Source organism: Rhodopirellula sp. UBA1907, from assembly GCF_002337565.1.
In the GTDB taxonomy this organism is placed as follows: Bacteria; Planctomycetota; Planctomycetia; order Pirellulales; family Pirellulaceae; genus Rhodopirellula; species Rhodopirellula europaea.
On the sequence record NZ_DDGH01000060.1, the window covers coordinates 1 to 20,498 of the forward strand.

The window sequence follows — 20,498 nt, forward strand, 5'->3', positions numbered from 1 at the left end:
GACTCAGGACTCAGGACTCAGGAGTCAGGAGTCAGGAGTCAGGAGTCAGGAGTCAGGAGCTGTTCGCGCATGAAAAAACCGGGCGTCTTGAGGACGCCCGGTTGATGTTTTCAACGATTCGAAGTGGCGATCACTCGCCTTCGGTCGTGCTGGATGTGGTCGAGGCTGGTTCGCCATCGCCTCCGAGCAACGGGAAGGACTCTTCGAGTGCCGAGACAGGGGCCTGCGACAGTTCTTCGAGTGCTTCGCGGCGGTAGTTGACTTCCGACTCTTGGAAGATGCGGAAACCGGTACCGGCTGGAATCAAGTGACCCAAGATGACGTTCTCTTTCAAACCGACCAACTTGTCGACCTTGCCCGCCAAAGCGGCTTCGGTGAGCACCTTGGTGGTTTCTTGGAACGACGCTGCCGAGATGAACGAGTTCGACTGAACGGCGGCCTTGGTGATACCGAGCAACTGGGTGCTGGCCGTTGCACTCTTGCAACGTTTGCCCTTGGCAGGCGTTCCGCCCATCGCTTCGACTTCGGCGTTGGTTTGTTCGAACGCTTCCTTCGGCACGATCGTGCCTTCGGTGTAGTCCGTGTCACCTGGGTTGGCGATCTTGATGCACTTCTGCAAGTCCTGGTTGGCTTTGCGGAAGTGGAATCGGTCCATCACGCTGCCGGGCAACAGGTTGGTGTCGCCGGCGTTCTCGATCTTCACCTTGCGAAGCATGCGAGCGATGATGATTTCGCCGTGCTTGTCATTGATTTCCACACGCTGGCTGCGATAGACCTGTTGGATTTCGTGCAGCAAGTATTGCTGAACGGCTTCTTCCCCGGTCACACGCAAGATGTCGTGAGGAACCAACGCACCATCGACCAAGGCTTGACCAGCCTTCACGATGTCGCCGGTGTGAACCAAGAAGTGCTTCCCGTGAGGCACCAAGTGCTCGCGTTCGATCCCTGATTCACTACGGACGATGATCGTTCGCTTGCCACGTTTGCGTTCGCTGAGGATTTCGACTTCGCCGTCGACTTCCGCGATCACAGCCGGATCCTTTGGCTTACGAGCCTCGAAGATCTCGGTCACACGAGGCAGACCACCGGTGATGTCCGAAACACCGCCCGTTTCACGAGGCATTTCAGCGAGGACCTTACCAGGAATGACTTCTTCGCCTTCCTTGACCGAGATCGTTGCACGTTCGGGCAAGTACTGTGCGTGAAGGGGACGACCGGTTTCGTCTTCGATGACCAACTGCGGGTGCAAGTCACCCTTGTGGTCAATGATGGTCATCCGGGTGTTACCACTGGCTTCGCGATCCAGACGCATCGTTTCACCTTCGACAACGTCTTCGAAGCGAATCTTACCGGTCACTTCCGACAAAATCGGAATCGAGTACGGGTTCCATTCGCAAAGGACTTGTCCGGCGGTGACTTTGTCGCCTTCTTTAACCATCAACATGGCACCGGTTGGGATGTCATACGATTCGACTTCCCGACCGCGATCGTCGACCAACATGATTTGACCGTTTCGGGTCAACACGATGTCGCGACCTTCGGCGTTCGTCACAGCCTTCATTCGTGTCAAACGAACTTCACCGTCACGGCTGGTCTTGATGTCCGACTCTTCGACTTGCTTGCTCACCGAACCACCGATGTGGAACGTACGCATCGTCAACTGAGTACCGGGCTCACCAATCGACTGAGCGGCGATGATACCTACGGACATGCCTTCTTCGACCATCGATCCGGTCGACATGTCCATGCCGTAGCAGCATCGGCAAACACCCAGAGGTGCGTCACACGACATCGGCGTACGAACTTGGATTTTTTCCAAGCCCATCGCTTCGATGTTGCGGGCGATCTCGGGAGTGATCATCTGGTTCGCTTCCACGATCACTTCGTCGGTGACCGGGTTGACGATCGACTTCAAGCTGACACGACCGTTGATCGATTCCGCGAGCGAAACTTCGACCTTTTCACCACGGTAAACGACACCCTTCGTGATGCCCTGAGTGGTGCCGCAGTCATGCATGGTGACCACAACGTTCTGCGCCACGTCGGCCAGCTTACGAGTCAGGTAACCGGAGTCAGCTGTTTTCAACGCCGTGTCGGCCAGACCCTTCCGAGCACCGTGAGTGGACGAGAAGTACTCGAGCACCGACAGGCCTTCGCGGAAGTTTGCCTTAATCGGCGTCTCGATGATTTCACCGGTTGGCTTGGCCATCAGACCACGCATACCAGCGAGCTGCCGAATTTGCTCAATACCGCCCCGTGCACCCGAGTGCGACATCAAGAAAACGGGGTTGATGTACCAACCGCCGGGTCGGATGTCGTTTTCCATCGCCGACATCATGTCTGCCGTGATGGCTTCGCGAGCGTGGGTCCAAGCATCGAGAACCTGGTTGTATCGTTCCTTGCCCGTCATCAGACCGCGGTCATAAGCCTTCTTATGCTTCATGACCTCTTTTTCGGCTTCTTTGATGAACTGTTGCTTAGTGTCCGGAGTCACCAAGTCATCCGTCGCGAAGGACAGACCACTGCGGGTGGATTCGCGGAAACCAGCTTGCATCATGTCATCGAGCAAGTGAATCGTTGCTTTGCGTCCGAGACGCTGGTAGCAGTCACTAATCGATTTGGCCAAGTCACCGCTACGCATGGCTCGGTTGTAGAAATCCATCCCGACGGGCAGCATTTCGTTGAAACGAACGCGACCCGGGGTGGTGTCAATGATGGCACCGTATTCACCGCTGTCGTCGTCGGTTTTCAGTTTTTGGTACTTCGGCAAGCGCAACTTGATTCGCGTGTGCAAACCGACGATGCCTTGAGCCAACGCGTAGTCGACTTCTTCGTAGGTGCTGAACGTCATGCCCTCGCCCTTTTGATCGGGCATCTCGACGGTCATGAAGTAGCAACCCATGACGATGTCCTGCGAAGGACTCATGATGGGCTTTCCGTTCGAAGGTGCGAAAACGTTGTTCGTGCTCATCATCAACGTGTGAGCTTCGACTTGGGCTTCGATCGAAAGCGGCAAGTGGACGGCCATTTGGTCGCCGTCGAAGTCAGCGTTGAAGCCTTTGCAAACCAGTGGGTGCAAGTGAATCGCGTTGCCTTCGACCAAGGTTGGTTCGAAAGCTTGGATACCCATCCGGTGCAACGTTGGTGCTCGGTTGAGCAACACGGGGTGGTTCGTGATGACTTGCTCGAGGATATCCCAAACTTCTTCGTCTTTTCGTTCGAGCATCTTCTTGGCCGACTTAATCGTGTCAGCGTGGCCGAGCTCTTTGAGGCGACGAATGATGAACGGTTGGTACAGTTCGAGCGCGATCTTCTTTGGCAAACCGCATTGGTGCAGTTTCAAACGAGGACCGACCACGATGACCGAACGGGCCGAGTAATCGACTCGCTTGCCGAGCAAGTTCTCGCGGAAACGACCCTGTTTCCCCTTGATCATGTCGGTCAAGGATTTCAATGGACGGTTCGACGATCCCAACACGGGACGCTTGCAACGGTTGTTGTCGAACAATGCATCGACGGACTGTTGCAGCATTCGCTTTTCGTTGCGAATGATGACTTCCGGTGCGTTCAGGTCGACCAGTTTTCGCAAACGGTTGTTGCGGTTGATGATCCGACGATACAGGTCGTTCAGGTCGGACGTCGCGAAGTTGCCGCTGTCCAACAGAACCAAAGGACGCAAGTCCGGAGGAATGACCGGAATGACATCGAGGACCATCCACTCGGGACGGTTGTCACTGTCACGGATCGACTCAACGATCTTGAGTCGGTTGATCAGGTCTTTCTTCTTTTGCTTGCTGCCGGTTTCTGCCAAGTCGACACGAAGTTGATCGGACAGCGTGACCAAGTCGAGCTTGTTCAGCAGATCGCGAACGGCTTCCGCACCCATGTCAGCTTGGAAGCTGCCCGAGCCGTATTGTTGACGTGCTGCGCGGTATTCCTCTTCGGTGAGGAGTTGCAGCATTTCCAGGTCGGTGTCCTTCGGATCCGTGACCACGTAATCCTGGAAGTAGATGACCTTTTCCAGCGAGCTGGTTTTCATCGCGAGCAGGTTGCCCAATCGCGATGGCATGGCCTTGAAGAACCAAATGTGAACGACAGGAGCCGCCAATTCGATGTGGCCCATGCGTTTGCGACGCACGCGACTGTGGGTGACCTTCACGCCGCAACGGTCGCAGATCATCCCTTTGTATTTCATCCCACGGTATTTGCCGCAGGCACATTCCCAGTCCTTCTCAGGGCCAAAGATGCGTTCGCAGAACAAACCGTCTTTTTCAGGGCGGTAGGTTCGGTAGTTGATCGTTTCGGGTTTTTTGACCTCACCGAACGACCATGCTTTGATGTCTTGAGGTCGCGCCAACGAGATACGGACGGAGGCGTAATCGTTGATGCGATCGTAGTTGCTGGTTTCGCCAATGGACATTCTGAGAAGCTCCTAGCTATTAGCAATTCGCTGCTAGCTTTTTTGCTGGTGCAATTGATGTTGGGAAGAAGGTCAGAAGACGGGGGTGAGTCATTCTTCTGACGCTTGAGTTCGAAAACCGGGGAAGTTCAAAACCGGGGAAGGCTTCGCGTTCGCCCCGTCCAGGCCAGCGTGATGCTGGCCCGAACAACCAAAGCCGCCAACGAGACGCTGGCGGCAATTGGCTTCCTTAGATCGGCCGTTTCTCGAGTTGCATGTTCAGGGCCAGACCACGAATTTCGTTGGTCAACACGTCGAAGCTGGCAGGTGTGCCGGCCTCGAGAGTGTTTTCTCCCTTGACCATCGATTCGTAGATCTTGGTTCGACCTTCGACATCGTCGGATTTCACCGTCAGCAATTCCTGGAGAATGTAAGCGGCACCATATGCTTCCAGTGCCCACACTTCCATCTCTCCGAAGCGTTGGCCGCCGAAGCGAGCCTTTCCGCCAAGAGGTTGCTGCGTGATCAACGAGTAAGGTCCGGTGCTGCGTGCGTGGACTTTGTCGTCGACCAAGTGGTGAAGCTTCAGCATGTAGATGTAGCCCACCGTGGTTTCCTGCTCCATCGGCTCTCCCGTTCGACCATCGGTCAAACGGATCTTACCGTGAGCTGGCAAGCCGGCTTCCGCCAAGCAGTCGTTGATTTCCGATTCGCTGGCACCATCGAAGATTGGGGTGAGTGCTTGGAAGCCAAGCTTGGCTCCCGCCCAACCCAAGTGGGTTTCCAAAATCTGACCCACGTTCATCCGGCTGGGAACTCCCAGCGGGTTGAGCATGATTTGAATTGGAGTTCCATCGGGCAGGAACGGCATGTCTTCGATCGGAAGGATCTTGGCGATCACACCCTTGTTACCGTGACGTCCCGCCATCTTGTCACCGACGCTGATCGTACGTTTGGTCGCGATGTAGATCTTGACCATCTGCAGCACGCCCGAGCGAAGTTCATCGCCACGTTTCATGCTGTTCAGCTTGCGATCACGCTCGTCGATGGCTTGTTCGACGTTTTGCCACTGCGTTTGGTGAACCTTCTCGGCAGCTTTGCGTTTCTCTTCGTCTTCGATTTGCTCGAGGACCAGTTCCAATCGGAAGCTGGTCGCACGTTCGGCAACGAACTTAGGATCTTGTCCGTCGGCCAAAGGTGTGCCGGTCGAGTCTTTCAGCTTGACGCCGGAAGCCTCTTCCATGTCACGAATCAACGACTCAAACGTGCTGGCAATTTCTTCGTTGCCTTCGGTTTCGTGTTGTTTCAGTTCGCGTTCGAACGCCTTTCGCTCGTCTTCGCCGAGGCTCATCCGGCGGCTGAATTTCTGGGTGTCGATGACGATGCCTTCGATGCCCGATGGCACTTCCAGCGAGTCATTCTTCACGTCTTCACCGGCACGACCGAAGATCGCGTGAAGAAGCTTTTCTTCAGGCGTCAGTTCAGTCTTGCTCTTTGGCGAAACCTTGCCGACCAGAATGTCGCCAGGCTTCACGTAGGTTCCGGTTTGAACGATCCCGGTGTCATCCAAGTTGCGAAGTGCTTTCTCGGAAACGTTCGGGATGTCTCGCGTGAACTCTTCGCGACCCAATTTCGTTTCGCGAATTTCGACGTCGAAGTCTTCGATGTGGATCGAGGTGTACGTGTCATTTCGCACCAGCTCTTCGCTGATGATGATCGCATCCTCGTAGTTGAATCCGTCGAACGACATGAAGCCGACCAAGACGTTTCGTCCGAGAGCCAATTCACCTTTTTGGGTGGCAGCACCGTCGGCGATGATTTGGCCTTTCTCGACCTTATCACCAACCGTGATGAGTGGCTTTTGGTTTTGGCAGGTTCGTTCGTTGAGACCTTGGTACTTTTTCAGTGGGTAGTGATCGCTACCGATCTCGATACGAGTCGCATCGGCGTAGGTCACTTTGCCCGCACGGCGAGCACGTACGACCATCGCACTGTTTTTGGCGACTTCGCGTTCCATCCCGGTACCGACAATTGGCGGCTCGGTGACCAACAATGGCACCGCTTGCCGCTGCATGTTCGATCCCATCAAAGCACGGTTTGCATCATCGTGCTCGAGGAAAGGAATCAGCCCAGCCGAGACACCGACCATCTGAGCGGGAGCGACATCCATGAAGGACACTTGCTCCGGCATCACGATCTCGAAGTCGCTACGGAAACGAGCGATCATGTTCGGTCCGGGAACCAGGGCACCGTCTTTGACTTCGGTGTCAGCAGGTGCAACGTAGGATTCGCCTTCCTCATCGGCACGCAACCAAACGGTTTCGTCGCTGATTTTGCCGTCGATGACTTTGCGGAACGGTGTGCAAAGGAATCCGTAATCATCCACGCCGGCGTAGATCGCCAACGAGCTGATCAGGCCAATGTTCGTACCTTCGGGAGTCTCAATCGGGCAGATACGACCGTAGTGCGAAATGTGCACGTCGCGGACTTCGAAGCCCGCACGTTTCCGGTTCAAACCGCCAGGGCCGAGAGCCGAAAGACGACGTTCGTGTGCCAATTGCGACAGTGGGTTCGTCTGGTCAACGACCTGCGAGAGTTCGCCACGACCGAAGAAGAAATCGATCGCTGCGGAAACGCTCTTGGGGTTGATCAAAGAACGAGGCGTCATGTCTTGAGCGTCTTTGACACTCATGCGTTCTTGAACCGTACGACGCAGTTTCAAGAAACCCTTGCGGAGTTCTTCGCTGGCCAGTTCATCGATGGTCCGCAAACGACGGTTGCCCAAGTGGTCAATGTCGTCGATCTCGGCACCGCTGTCCGCATCGAACAAGTCGATCAGGTAGCGGATGGCAGCGATCATGTCGTCAGGACGCAACGTCATGACGGTTTCTTCGACGCCCAGACCCAACTTGCGGTTCAGACGGAAACGACCGACTTTGCCCAAGCGATAGCGGTTGTCGTCGTAGAACTTCTCTTGGAACAGCGTGCGAGCTTTTTCCAATTGAGGCGGGTTGCCCGGACGCAAACGCTGGTAGATCCGCAGCAACGCTTCTTCGTGGCTGGCGGTGTTGTCGTCGGCAAGAGTGTTGAAGATCAACGGAACCTTTGGAAGGTCCATTGCTTCGACCGAAGTCACACCGGCGTTGCAGATCGTTTCCGAAAGTTCGGTGGTGATCTTGTAGCCAGCTTCCACGATGATTTCGCCGGCACGTTCGTGACCGCTCGGGTAAACCACATCGTCGACAGCGATCTTGTTTTCGATCTTGGTCGCGTCTTTTCCACCGTTCACCTTGATGGTGCCGGTTTCGTAGAACGCCGACAGCAGATCCGCGTCGGTGCTGTACTTCGGATCCATTGCACGCAGCAACATCGTCGCGGCGAATTTACCGCTTTGGTCAATGCGGACGGTCAACGCGTCTTTCTTGGTCACGTTGACTTCGATCCACGAACCGCGTTCTGGGATCACGCGGCACGATGGCAATTTGCGATCGGTCGTGGTGTCTTGTTCCAGAACGAAGTCGACGCCGGGGCTGCGGTGCAGCTGCGACACAACCACACGCTCGGCACCGTTGATGATGAACTCACCACCGCCCAGCATGATCGGCAGGTCGCCCAGATAGACTTCCTCTTCGATGGGCTCTTCGCGATTCAGTCGCAACCAAATACGCAGCGGGCGACCATAGGTTAAACGCAGCTGACGGCATTCCTGAATTGTGTAGCGGGGTTTCCCCAGCTCGTAGTACAGGTACTCCAGCGTCGTATTCCCGTCGTAACTGGCGATCGGGAAGATTTCCCTCAGTACGGACTCCAGCCCGTGATCTTTGCGAGCGTTGCTGGCCGCATCTTCTTGCAAGAATGCCGCGTAGGACACTGTTTGCAGGGCGGTCAGGTCAGGCAAATCGAATTGGCCGAGGCCGGTTCCGAATTTGCGAATCGAGGTGGGTTCGAGGCGACGCTGAGTCGTAGTTGCCATCGTGAGTGGGAGCTCCTTCGCGGGGAAGAACAAAAACACCAACACAGCCCGGAATCCGCCCACACATTGTTTGGAGCTTGATTCGTCGAAACCGCATCAATGAGATGACGAAATTGGTTCGTTGGAACTCCGGCGGTGAGTACCGCTTGCCAGAATGAACTGTCGCTTATCAGCAGTTGAAAAATCGATGAAATCGAAAGTTCAAATGCGGTTCCGGTTCCAAAATGCACCCCGGCAACGGAATCTAAAGCGTGAAACCCATTGCCAACAAACGAATCCGTTCGAGGGAATTGGCTTCGCGAAAGAGAACCGCGAGAGGAGTGGAAGGAACGTAACTCTTAGCTCACGAAGGACTTCGAGAAAGAAAAGTTAGACGGAAATGAGGGAGGACAGAACGAATACAGACGCGTCACGCAACACCGGGCCGAAGATCACTTTCGAAACTTTAACGATTGATCTTGCATCCGCAAAGGGCAACCAAACGAATTTTGGTCTGGTTTATGCTCAGCGGGAATTCGGCGGCAATTTAAGAAGCGAGCGTCCGCGGCCGGGCACTTCATGTACCCGGCCCGTGAAGCCGTCGTGAGCAATCGATCCAAAACCCGAATTCCGCGAAAATGTCGCGAAAAACAATGGTTTTGAGGCAATTCATCAACGATGTCAGCCCGTGGCCGCAAGCTGACCGCGTCCGGCTCCACGCTAGGCGAACTCGCGGAGGTCCGGCTAAGCCTACGTGCATTGATGGGACGGTCAACATCTGATTCCTCAATTTTGGTCACCGCACACACCATCTCAACAATTCCAGATTTGGTAGTCAAAGTGATGTCATTTGGCTAACCGACGTTGCGGGTTCAGGTTAAGTCACCCAGGTCGCCGAGACTGCTTTGCTAGCAAATGCTGCCAGGGCGAAAAAAAAGTCTCTGTGAAGTGGCTATAGACTTCTCGCCCGTGTTTCCTAATCACGCTAGGTTGTCTGCTCGTTTCGCCGGCCCGTGTTCTCGCGGGGTACTCGAGGTGCTCGCGGGGTACTCATCGATGAGTTCGCCGGATGAGTCAGGTGTTTTTCGCGATCTTCCCCGTTCGGGGCAGACGCGGCGCCGCTGAGATGGCGAAATTCAGCTCAAATAGCGGGCTGTGCGGCACTGAGGCCTGGTTTTGCCCCGCGTCGTACGTTCCGCACGCGGCTTCGCGTCCTTTCCCCGCCGTCCATCCTCATTCCCGTTCAAGCTATCTCAAGGAGCCAACATGCCAGCCGCTGAGCCATCTTCCAGTGAAGTTCAGTTCTCCGGTCCTGTTCACCTGGCGGTCGATCTTGGGGCGTCCAGCGGTCGCGTGATTGCCGGCGGAGTGAATGACGGGCGATTGGAGCTGGTGGAGACTGGGCGGTTTGTGAACCGGCCGTTGAAGGTGCAGGACGCGATGCTGTGGAATCACCTGCAATTGTGGCAAGACATCCAGGACGGTTTGCGCGACGCCGCGTTGCGGGCTCAGTCCAGTTGGACGGGAGCGACCATCGCGTCGGTCGGTGTGGATACCTGGGGGGTCAGCTTTGGCTTTGTTGATCGTCACGACCAAATTGCTGGGCCGGTATGGCATTACCGCGACGCTCGGCACCGAGGTATGGCCGAAAAGATCTGTGAGATCGTTCCCAAGGAAACGATTTTCCAAGAAACCGGCATGCAGTTCATGGACATCAATTCACTGTGTCAGCTGATCGCGGCGAAGCAGAATGGGGATTCCGTTTTTGAAACGGCCGAATCATTTCTGATGATGGGGGACTTGTTCCACTGGTTGCTGTCGGGGGAACGATCGGTTGAAGCCAGCAACGCATCGACGACCCAGTTGCTCAATCCGGCCACGCAAAGTTGGTCGACCAAGTTGCTGGATGGATTCGGTTTGCCTTCCAGGTGGTTCGCGGAGCCTTCGCCTGCGGGCACGACGATTGGCAACGTCCAACCCAGCGTAGCGATGGATACCGGACTGCATGATGTGCCAGTGATTTTGCCCGCGACTCACGACACGGCGTCAGCGGTGCTGGCCGTTCCCGCGGAAGGATTCGCGCCGGCGTCACCGGATTGGTGCTACATCAGCTCGGGAACTTGGTCGTTGATGGGCGTCGAGATTCCCCAGCCGAACGTGTCGCCGCTGTGTGCCGAATTGAACTTCACCAATGAAGGTGGGGTGCGAGGAAGCACGCGATTGCTGCAGAACATCGGCGGTCTTTGGATCTACCAACAGATCCGTGCGGCACTCGATCGCCAGGGTGATGCGCCGAGTTGGGCGGAGATGACTCAGGCCGCCGCTGGTGCCGAGCCGTATGCGTTGTTGGTCAATCCTGACGATCCCGCTCTTGTTGCACCTGACAACATGATTGATGCGATTTGCGGGCTGGCTGGTCGGACGGGGCAACGAGTTCCAACTGACAACGGTGTTCTGTTTCGAGGAGCGTTGGAAGGTCTCGCACTTCGGTACCGGATGTGTCTGCAGCATCTGGAGGCGTTGACGGGATCGCATATCAAGACAATTCACATTGTCGGTGGTGGCTCGCTCAACGCTTTGCTGTGTCAGATGACCGCTGACGCTTGCGGACGCCAAGTCGTCGCGGGCCCAGTCGAAGCGACCGCGATTGGGAACATTCTGATGCAGATGATTGGAAGTGGATCGTTGCATTCGATTGACGAAGCACGTCAGTTGGTTCGCCACAGTTTCCCAACTCAAACTTATGAGCCTCAGCAGACAGATCGCTGGGACGAGCCCGCCGCGAAATTCGCGACGTTCTTTGAGTGAGTGTTAACATCGGGTTTGGAAACGATGGCCGCAGATGATGAATCGCTTGTTGCTCACAAGCAGGAAGTTCGAGAGGCCGCGCAAGTGGCTCGGCGGGAGCAAGCTGACAAGGATCGTCTCAGTCGGTTGATCGTGGACACCGTCACACAGTTGCCCGCCTACCGGGAGGCTGCTTGCGTGATGTGGTACATCGACGTCCGGTCAGAAGTGCAAACCCGGCATGCATTGCCGGCAGCCATTGATAGCGGCAAGAAGGTCGTTGTGCCTTTCTGTGTCGACGGCGAATTGGAACTGTTCCATTTGGAATCGATGAGCGAGCTTTCCGAAGGAATGTACAAGATCCTCGAGCCTCGTGAAGAATTGCGAGGCGTTGCCGCCAAGCGTGTTCGCTCAAACGATCTGGATATCGTCTTGGTTCCCGGCGTTGCTTTTGATCGCCAGGGAGCTCGCGTTGGACACGGGAAGGGTTACTACGACAAGCTTCTAGGCAACGTCCGATCGGATGCGAGTTTGATTGCGTTGGCATTTGAATGCCAGGTGGTCGATTCGGTCCCCGCGCAAACGCATGACATTCACATGGACTTGGTTGTCACTGAAAACCATGTGTATCCCGGCACACGCCGCCGTTCGTAAGCGTTGGCGAAAAAGGATGCGAGGAATCAGACGCGTTTTCTTTTCTCTGTCTTCGTGTCCTCCTGCGAATGTCGAGCTCGACTGCGTTAGACTCTTGGCGTGAATGCATTCTGCCGGATCATTGGGGTGCCGGCTCATTCCTTCGTTGCTCACAAGGAAAGTGTGACTTCAATGAAACGCTCTGTATCGACGATCACTTCAGGTTGTTTCTGTCTCGTTTGGTTTGGCCTTCTTTGTTACCCAGGCACCGTGCGTTCCCAAGATGCTTCCAGTGGATCGGGGCAGGAAGCGGATGTGAAGCCACCGGCGCTAGGGCTCATTGAAATTCAATCGATCGTGAATGACACCAAACTCTCAGAAGAGATCGGTTTGTCACCTGAGCAACGGAAAACGATTCTGGTCGCGATGCAGAAGTATCGCGATGCTTCGATGAAAGGGTTTCGTGCAAAACCGGGTGAACGCATCTCCCACGAAGAGATGAAGGAATTGATGGACACGGCGGTTCGCGACGCCAAAGAAGTGCTCAGCGAGGATCAGCAATCAAAGTTGATGGAACAGGTTGCGAAGAAGCGGGCCGAACTAGTCGCCCGGCCTCGCGCTCGAAGCTATTCCCCCGAGCAGTACCAGGAAATGAGCAAGCTCAGGCAGATCCAGACGGAGCTGATGCGTCTGTCTTTTGACACGGAACTTGCAGACAAGTTGGGACTGACCGCCGAGCAGCGGGTGGAGTTGAGCGAAGTGCAAAGGAAATATCGAAGTGCCTCCGAAGAGTTGCGGAACGGCGAAGAGAGACTCGACATTGGGCGGCGAAATGAAGTTTTGCAGGAAGTGGTGATGAGCTCACAGACCATCCTCACGCCGGAGCAATCCGAGAAGCTGTCATTGAAGATTAGAATTGAGCGATTGAGACGCAAGCACGGCGACGAGTTTGCGATGATCAATGGATTGGCGGAAGACTTCGGTTTGGATGAAAAGGCCCAAGCAAAACTCAGCGAGAAGATCGAAGAGGTTCGAAAAGAATACTATGACGACTGGATGGAGCTGAAAAAGAAATCGATGAAGTCGATTATCAGTGAGTTGCCACGCAAACATCGTGAAGAAGTCGAGGCAGCGGTCCGCGACTTCGTTGAAGAGGATCCGCGAGACAAGATGAACCGTTTTCGGTTTGTTGCTCCGACGCCAGCGAAAAAGTAGTGGGCGGAAAAGCTAGTCTCGTGAGTGGTCGTCGCCGGCCGGTTGTTCCGGCCGGTTGTTCCGGCTGGGCAAGTTGCGGTGTTGCGATGGTCTGCCGATGGCGCGGCAATTTCTAGGCGGAGGTTGGACGATAAGCCAACGACACAGCCGACGCGGAGTGGCTGGTTTCTTCCGCTCATCGATTGATTGGGATTCTCATTCATGCCGTTTCTCTCCGGTAGCCTTTCCTTTGAACGATTTCGCGTCAATCAATTTGAAGACGGCCCATTCGGGCAGGAACACATCGAACGGATGGCGGAAAACGTGGCCGGGCGAACGGAAACCGCCAACGAAGAAAACGTGCACCTAGGTTTTCTTGGCGGCGATCACCTTTTCGATCAAGATTTTGATCTGGCGAAAAACATCATCGACGATGCCGTCCACTTCGGCGTTCGTGTGGACACCAACCAGGTTCCTTCGGTGATCAAGAAGGCTTGGTTGTCGATGGAACTGGCGGCGCTGAGCCGCGAAAATCCTGGCGGGAAACCGACCAAGTCGCAACGCAAAGAAGCCAAAGAAGCGGTCGAACAACGCTGCGAGAACGAAGCTGCGACTGGCAAGTACCGCAAGTTCCAGCAGCACGCATTGTTGTGGGATTGCAGCCGCGATTTGCTGTATTACGGCGGAACCGCAGGCACCGGCAGCGGTCACTGCATCGATTTGCTCGAACGAGTTTTCGGGATCGAGTGTGGTCACATCAGTGCTGGCGTCGTCGCGCAGGATTGGGCGCGAGACAACGATCGCTACGCGGAAATGGACGATGTGATGCCCGCCAGTTTCGTCACCGGTGAAGCGTTCAGCGGCGTCGCATGGGCCAACGAGCATTCCCAGTCACCAGACTTCCTGGGCAATGAGTTCTTGTTGTGGCTGTGGTGGATGCTGGAAACAGAAACGGACACGATTGAAACGTTTGACGGAATCGAAGTCACGTTGATGTTGGCCAAGACGCTTTCGCTGGAATGCCCCATTGGTGAGTCTGGCAAAGAGTCGATTTCAGCGGAGTGCCCCGTCAAATTGCCCGAGGCAATGCGAGCGATCCAAAGTGGCAAGTTGCCTCGCAAGACAGGCATGACGCTGATCCGCGAAGGCCAGCAGTTCGACCTGACCTTGCAAGCCGAAACGTTCGGGATCAGCGGCGCTCGCATCCACTTGGACGAAGATGACGACGACTTCGGTCCCGAAGATCGCATCGAAGCAGTGCGGACGCTTAGCGACACGATCGACGGGTTGTTCCACACGTTCTGTGATCGCCGGACCAGTGAAGCCTGGTCGGCGGATCTGAATGGTATGCGGGGTTGGCTTGCACCAACCCAAGCGGCCCGGAAATCAGCGGCCTGATCAGAAGGAGTCGGCTTCGATGACTTCGTAATTGGCTCGGGTCACCAACGCGTGGTAGACCTTCAAGTCAATGAACTGCGACAGCATTCGTACCGATCCATCACTCAGGACGAATTGTGCACCAGCGGCGTGATAGCTGCTGAAGTCTTCAAAGTGGCCAACGTCGCTGTTCGGAGTGTGGTCGGCTGCACCAACGATGCGAGCGGCGGCGGCATTGGCCTCAGGGATGTATCCCTGCCAAATCGAGCCACCCAAACGACTGTTGCGTTCACCAACCATCACGGTTTGGCTCAGTCCATCCAGCACGTCACGGAAACGGTGGCGGCTGTTGCCGTAGAACAGTCCGTCGCCGTGATACATGTCGTCGTGGATGTCAAACGTTCCGAACACGCCGGCGTAGTTGCTCTTGGCAATCTTAAATAGGAACTCGTCGCCGTCGTCGACATTGTGTCCACTCTCGTGTTCGTCGTCATGATCATCATCATCGTCGTCGTCATCCAGTGCCGCTGAGTGGTCATGTTCGTGCCCATGACCATCCCCATGGGCTTCGGCGATGAAGAACAGAGTCTCTAGCGGATCGCTGGGGCAGATGTAGCTCGGGATCGATGATTCACGTGCTTGTTGGTTCTCGTCTTCTTCGATGGCCAATCCGAATTGGATGGTGTCGTAGATGTTTCCGCTTTCAATTTGCGGCGTGATCGCGGCGGCCCAGCCCCAGCCGGGTTCGTGGTGGTCGATGTCGTCGGCCAACCAACCGCTCGGCAACTGGTTGAAGATGCCGTGGTAGTTGTGTAGGGCGATGCCCATTTGATGCAGGTTGTTTTGGCACGACATCCGGCGAGCAGCTTCGCGGGCCGCTTGGACAGCGGGAAGCAGCAGGCCAACGAGGACACCGATGATCGCGATGACGACCAGCAATTCAACGAGTGTGAATGCGTTTCGTTGCGAGGATCCGGAAGTCGAACGATGGCTTGGGTTCGCGTGCACACGTGCAGCGCTGGAGGAGAAGTTTGGCATGGAATGAGACCTGAAAATGAGAACGCAGTGGCTCTCGATAGAAGACGGTGAGTTTGCGTTACAGTGAAACTGGTTTTCACCGCAACCCAGAACGGCAGTTTTCAGGTCAAAGAAGGTGGGCCGCGAGTGTACGGACGCCAGCAATCTGCCGAGTCTTCAAGGGTGGTCGATTCGATCCGTTGATTGGCTGTGCACCGAACCGTTTCGCGGTGGACGGAGACCGCGATCGGGCTTTCGGCCAACGTGCGAGCGTTGCACAACGCACAAAGGTCACCGCATTCATGGGCGTGCTGGTGGTCCGAGGCGACCTCTGCGGACGGCAGGCTCGTCTCCCAAACCAGCAGTTCTTCCGAGCAACCTGGCGGCAGCGGTGCGTGCTGCACCGCGTCTGCAGAACTCGAATGTGAGCAACATTCAGTGACATTCTCAGGCGAATGCGTGTGGGAGCAATCGTCGTGGACGCCGGCATGCGGATGGGTGGAATCGCACGTCACCACATGATGGTGGGCGGCCGGCAAAAGCCAGCCACCGACCACATAAGCGATCAAAGCGATTCGACGGACCCAGAGTTCCACGCGGTTCCAAATGGTTGAAGTTGTTCGTTTTGTCGGCGATTTTTTCGCCAAACGGATGCATTCTGTAGCAATTACAGAATAAACCAGCTCGCGGTTCAACGCGAATTTAGCAAACTTCTCGCGAAGTTTAGCCTGAATACAGCCGGGGTCACCAATCCAAAGGTGCTTGCCAGGCCGATTTCGCGGTCGCGATGTCGGTCTCCAGCACCACTGCGTCACCGTCACGGACGGTAAATTTATCGGAATCTTTGACTTGTCCCAAACGTGTCAGGCTGATGCCGGCGTCCGCGAAGATCTTGGACAGGGCGTCGGCTGATTCGGGAGCACATTCGATCAGGAACCGCGTGTTTGATTCGCTGAACAGAACTTCCGTTGCCGACAATGCCGCCGCGGTGAGCACACCGTCGTTGGAAGGTTGCTCGCGAGAAACGGTCGCGAGGTCGAGTTCCATTCCCAATCCGCCAGCCAATGCCATTTCGACCGCGGCGGCCGCCAAGCCACCTTCGCAGAGGTCGTGGCACGAGCGGACCAGTCGTGACTGGATCGCTTGGTGGACGGTCGCGAAAGTTCGTTTTGCCAGTTTTGCGTCGACTTCTGGGACGGCACCGCCGGGTTCGTTTTCGACCAAGCCGTAGTGCGAGCCACCGAGTTCACGATGCGTGTCGCCGACCAGGAAGATCACGTTGCCGGCTTCCTTCGCGTCCATTGTGACCGATTTGCTGACGTCATCGATCTGGCCCATCGCACTGATCAGCAGGCTGGGCGGAATCGCGATGGTTTGCTTTTCGTTGTTGTCATCAAAGAAGCTGAACTCGTTGTTCAAGCTGTCTTTGCCACTAACGAAGGGCGTGCCCAGCGTGACCGCGAGGTCTTGGCAAGCGATCGCGGCACGGACGAGCGACCCAAGCGTTTCGGCTCGATCGGTGTAGCCCCAGCAGAAGTTGTCGAGGATCGCAATCTTGGAAGGATCGGCTCCGACCGCGACCGCGTTCCGCATGGCTTCGTCGATCGCCGAAGCGGCCATGTGATACGTGTCGAAGTCGCCGTAGTGCGGGTTCATGCCGCAACTGATCACCAGCCCACGACGGCTGGTCAGTTTCGGACGCACAACGGCAGCGTCGCCGGGTCCATCGCATTGTGGGCCGACCAAAGGTTTGACAACGCTGCCCGCCTGGACTTCGTGATCGTATTGGCGAATCACCCAGTGCTTGCTGGCAACGTTGTAGCTGCCCAGGATCTTGAGCAGTGTTTCCGAGTTGGCTGCGGCGTCGCGATCACCGATCGACAACGGCTTGGCCTGTGGTGGTTCATAGATCGCATCGCGAATCACGGGCGGACGTCCGTCGTGCAAGAACGACATGGCGACGTCGCCGACCGTTTGGCCGTGGAAGTTCAATTGCAAACGGCCGGTCGGAACAAAGCGACCGATCGCGGCGGCTTCGACGCCTTCGCTTTCGCACAGTTCTCGCAGTTCGTCCCAGCGTTCTTGTGGAACGGCCAAGACCATTCGCTCTTGAGCTTCGGAAATCCAGATCTCGGTGTAAGTCAGACCGTCGTATTTGAGCGGAGCTTTGTCGAGCCAAACTTCGGCACCGAGCTCTTCACCCATCTCGCCAACGGCACTGCTGAAGCCACCCGCACCGCAATCCGTGACCGCGTTGTACAAGCCGCGATCGCGAGCTTGCATCAGCACGTCGAGGACCATTTTTTCGGTGATCGCGTTGCCGATTTGAACGGCACCGCCGGACAGCGATTCGGATTCGCTGGTCAGTTCCGCACTGCTGAATGTCGCCCCGTGGATCCCGTCTCGTCCGGTGCGTCCACCGACCGCGACGATTAAGTCGTTCGGTTTGACTTCCTTGTCTTCCATGCCAACAGGAATGATGCCGACGTTGCCGCAGTAAACCAGCGGGTTGCCGAGATAACGCTCGTCGAAGTAGACCGCGCCGTTGACCGTGGGGATTCCCATTCGGTTGCCGTAATCTCGAACGCCGGACACGACGCCTTGAATGACGCGGCGTGGATGCAGCACGCCAGGTGGCAATTCTTCGGGTGAAACGTCTGGCGGAGCGAAGCAGAACACGTCGGTGTTGCAGATCGGTTTGGCTCCCATGCCCGTGCCCATTGGGTCACGGATGACGCCACCGATTCCGGTGTTGGCTCCGCCGTAAGGTTCGAGCGCCGACGGGTGATTATGCGTTTCGACTTTGAAGCACACGTGGTCTTGTTCGTCGAAGGTCACGATGCCCGCATTGTCTTTGAACACGCTGACGCACCAATCGTCATCACCCAAGGAGCGACGAATAGTTTGGGTCGCTTCAAAGATCGTTTCCTTGAGCATGTTGTTGTATTGGCGTTCGTCACCGCCGGGTGTTCCGTCGGCACCAGGGCCCTTGTAGTGGATTCGGCCGGCCAGCGTTTTGTGGCTGCAGTGTTCCGACCAAGTTTGAGCGACGGATTCCAGTTCGATGTCGGTCGGGTCGCGTCCCAGTTCGACGAAGTGATCGCGAATGGTTTGCATCTCGACCAGCGTCAGGTAGAGCTGGCCTTCCTTGGAAAGCTTTTCCAGTCCGGCGTCGTCAAGTTCTCGAATCGGCACGTGCACCAACTCAAATTCGCCTTCGGATCCGACATCCAAACGGTCCATCATCAACGGACCGATCACAAACGCTTCGATGGAATCGTTCGACAGGGCGCGGCGGCAGATCGTTTCCAGTTGAGCTTCGTCGACGCCGGCGATCCAGAATTTGCGGAACGTCTTGACTGTGCTGCCTTCGACACCGCGATCGGCGAGCGCGCCTTGTGTACTGGCAGCGACCGGATCCATTACGCCGGGTTTGGGCATCACGTGCACCAGGTGCGGTTCGGATTCGATCCCGCGTTCTGCCAGCAACTCCATCAGCGATTCGGGAGCTTCGGACAAGTCCGCTTCGACCTGCGAAGCGTCTTTGCCAGGATGCCCAACGACGACCGATTCGGTGATGGAATCGGCCAGCAAAGTCGATGCAATTTCTCCGGCCGAGGCTTGGTCGATGTCGGCTTGGATCAAGTATCCCCGTGCGGCGGCGATCAGCAGGTCGTCGCCCAATCCGAGTTCATGGATCTGACGAGCCGTTTGTTCGCCGAGTCGATCAACTTGACCGGGAGCGGGATGAATGTCGATTTGCCAAAGCGGCATGATGCGAAATCAGAGAATGAGGATGGAGACGGAAAAGGATCCGGAAAGCTTGACCGCGGGTGGTCGCGGTTAGGTTTGAGCGGATTGTCGAATTTGTTTGGCGGTGTCGAGCCAGGTTCGCAGGGCAGCGTCGTCGCCCTGGTTCACGATGGTTTGCAGTGTGTCCAAGTCTGACCGGGATTGTTCGATCGCACTCAGAATCGCGTCGCGGTTTTCGGAAACGATGGCGGTCCAAAGGTCCGCATCCCCCGCCGCCACGCGAGTGGTGTCCAACCAGCCGGTGCCGACCAATGCGAGCATCTCGCGAGTGATTTGGCGTGCGGCGAGCGAAGACAGCAAGTGTGGCAAATGAGACGTCAATGCCAAGGTGGCATCGTGCTGTTCGGCCGGCATCGTGACAATTCGTCCGCCGGTGGCTCGCCAAAATTCGGTCGCGGCAGACATGTGCCGCGGCAGTTCTTCGCCGCTGGGCGTGATCACAATGGGTTTGTTGTCGAAAAGGTCCGCTCGTGCGTGCTCCGCCCCGCTTTTTTCGCTTCCCGCGATCGGGTGAGCCGGAACGAACTGTTTCGCCGACGCCGTCCCCAATAATTCGCGGATCAAACCGCCTTTGGTACTGCCGACGTCGGTCAGCGTTAACTCCGGAAATTGGCCCGCAAGTGCCTGGGCCAGCGAGGCGATTCGGTTGACTGGCGTGGCGATCACGGCCAAATCACAGCCATTCGCGGCGGCATCGGGGGTCTCGAAGACTTCATCGACGATGGACTGATCCAGAGCCAAGGCCCGAGTTTCAGGCGATCGGGCGCAGGCGGTCAGTCGCACCGACGGCCAACGTCTGCGAATCGACAACGCCACACTTCCACCCAACAACCCCAAACCGATGATCGCAACGGATCGGCAGGAGGGCTCGGGCATGGGGCTGGATTCGATGGAGGCCAAAGGGCGTTTGCTGCACAGGTTTCGATGGCAACGGGGTTCGACGGCAGAAGAATACCGCACAACACCCGCGGTTCCCATCGGTGGTAATCAGACGTTTTTGAAGGAGACGTCGTCTTCGTCAGTGTTTACGTCGGAGGTCGCTCGGCGTCTCAAGTTCGGTGACAACTCAGGCAGACGTTTTCGGTGGCACTTCCCATCCAGAACTCACGCACCGAAGCTGAGCAAAGTTGATGCTTGCGCGATCAGCTGGCGTCGGCCTGATAGAATGGTCCGTGTCAAATGGTCGATGAACCAACTCGCATCAGAGGCATGGTTGTTCCGATGGGTGCACAGCTTCCGCTGAATCGAAACGAACGTTGTTCCAGGGCGGCGATACCAGATACGGTGTCACCATGGCTCGCGGAATTGGTTCGCGAAGAGCTTCTT

Annotated in this window: 9 protein-coding genes; 4 read left to right on the top strand and 5 right to left on the bottom strand. The window is 56.3% G+C overall.

Annotation, left to right across the window (positions count from 1 at the left end; genetic code table 11):
• Positions 1-130: 130 nt before the first annotated feature.
• Together rpoC and rpoB are read right to left on the bottom strand one after the other, a co-directional pair.
• Positions 131-4,420 carry a DNA-directed RNA polymerase subunit beta' gene (gene rpoC, locus B2R17_RS12980; protein WP_286764312.1) on the bottom strand — a complete coding sequence of 1,430 codons (4,290 nt, stop codon included), beginning with the start codon at positions 4,418-4,420 and terminating at the stop codon, positions 131-133.
• Positions 4,421-4,649: 229 nt separating this feature from the next.
• Complete coding sequence (rpoB, locus tag B2R17_RS12985) at positions 4,650-8,372, bottom strand: DNA-directed RNA polymerase subunit beta (protein WP_007340662.1); 3,723 nt, start codon at positions 8,370-8,372, stop codon at positions 4,650-4,652.
• Between the two features lie 1,245 nt (positions 8,373-9,617).
• Here rpoB and B2R17_RS12990 point away from each other — a divergent pair.
• The 4 genes from B2R17_RS12990 (at position 9,618) to B2R17_RS13005 (ending at position 14,363) form a co-directional block, all read left to right on the top strand.
• Positions 9,618-11,159, top strand: coding sequence for a rhamnulokinase (locus B2R17_RS12990; protein WP_286764313.1), 1,542 nt, complete (start codon positions 9,618-9,620; stop codon positions 11,157-11,159).
• A 24-nt stretch (positions 11,160-11,183) separates the two neighbouring features.
• A complete protein-coding gene (locus B2R17_RS12995) occupies positions 11,184-11,792 on the top strand; it encodes a 5-formyltetrahydrofolate cyclo-ligase (RefSeq protein ID WP_286764314.1) in 609 nt (202 codons plus the stop codon).
• A 99-nt stretch (positions 11,793-11,891) separates the two neighbouring features.
• Positions 11,892-12,986: a hypothetical protein gene (locus B2R17_RS13000; RefSeq protein WP_339887108.1), complete on the top strand. Its 1,095-nt coding sequence runs from the start codon at positions 11,892-11,894 to the stop codon at positions 12,984-12,986.
• Positions 12,987-13,187: 201 nt separating this feature from the next.
• A complete protein-coding gene (locus B2R17_RS13005) occupies positions 13,188-14,363 on the top strand; it encodes a hypothetical protein (protein WP_039962556.1) in 1,176 nt (391 codons plus the stop codon).
• On the opposite strand, the gene B2R17_RS13010 is transcribed toward B2R17_RS13005, so the two are convergent.
• From B2R17_RS13010 to B2R17_RS13020, 3 genes are all read right to left on the bottom strand, one after another.
• Positions 14,364-15,380 carry a DUF1559 domain-containing protein gene (locus B2R17_RS13010; RefSeq protein WP_039962555.1) on the bottom strand — a complete coding sequence of 339 codons (1,017 nt, stop codon included), beginning with the start codon at positions 15,378-15,380 and terminating at the stop codon, positions 14,364-14,366.
• A gap of 723 nt (positions 15,381-16,103) precedes the next feature.
• Positions 16,104-19,133 carry a phosphoribosylformylglycinamidine synthase subunit PurL gene (purL, locus tag B2R17_RS13015; RefSeq protein ID WP_286764316.1) on the bottom strand — a complete coding sequence of 1,010 codons (3,030 nt, stop codon included), beginning with the start codon at positions 19,131-19,133 and terminating at the stop codon, positions 16,104-16,106.
• A 69-nt stretch (positions 19,134-19,202) separates the two neighbouring features.
• Positions 19,203-20,048, bottom strand: coding sequence for a prephenate dehydrogenase (locus B2R17_RS13020; RefSeq protein WP_286764317.1), 846 nt, complete (start codon positions 20,046-20,048; stop codon positions 19,203-19,205).
• Between the last annotated feature and the right edge of the window lie 450 nt (positions 20,049-20,498).

Bases quoted from the DNA above. Each gene is read 5' to 3' on its own strand.
- rpoC (WP_286764312.1), bottom strand. From the start codon at position 4,420: ATGTCCATTGGCGAAACCAGCAACTACGATCGCATCAACGATTACGCC.
- rpoB (WP_007340662.1), bottom strand. From the start codon at position 8,372: ATGGCAACTACGACTCAGCGTCGCCTCGAACCCACCTCGATTCGCAAA.
- B2R17_RS12990 (WP_286764313.1), top strand. From the start codon at position 9,618: ATGCCAGCCGCTGAGCCATCTTCCAGTGAAGTTCAGTTCTCCGGTCCT.
- B2R17_RS12995 (WP_286764314.1), top strand. From the start codon at position 11,184: ATGGCCGCAGATGATGAATCGCTTGTTGCTCACAAGCAGGAAGTTCGA.
- B2R17_RS13005 (WP_039962556.1), top strand. From the start codon at position 13,188: ATGCCGTTTCTCTCCGGTAGCCTTTCCTTTGAACGATTTCGCGTCAAT.
- B2R17_RS13010 (WP_039962555.1), bottom strand. From the start codon at position 15,380: ATGCCAAACTTCTCCTCCAGCGCTGCACGTGTGCACGCGAACCCAAGC.
- purL (WP_286764316.1), bottom strand. From the start codon at position 19,133: ATGCCGCTTTGGCAAATCGACATTCATCCCGCTCCCGGTCAAGTTGAT.
- B2R17_RS13020 (WP_286764317.1), bottom strand. From the start codon at position 20,048: ATGCCCGAGCCCTCCTGCCGATCCGTTGCGATCATCGGTTTGGGGTTG.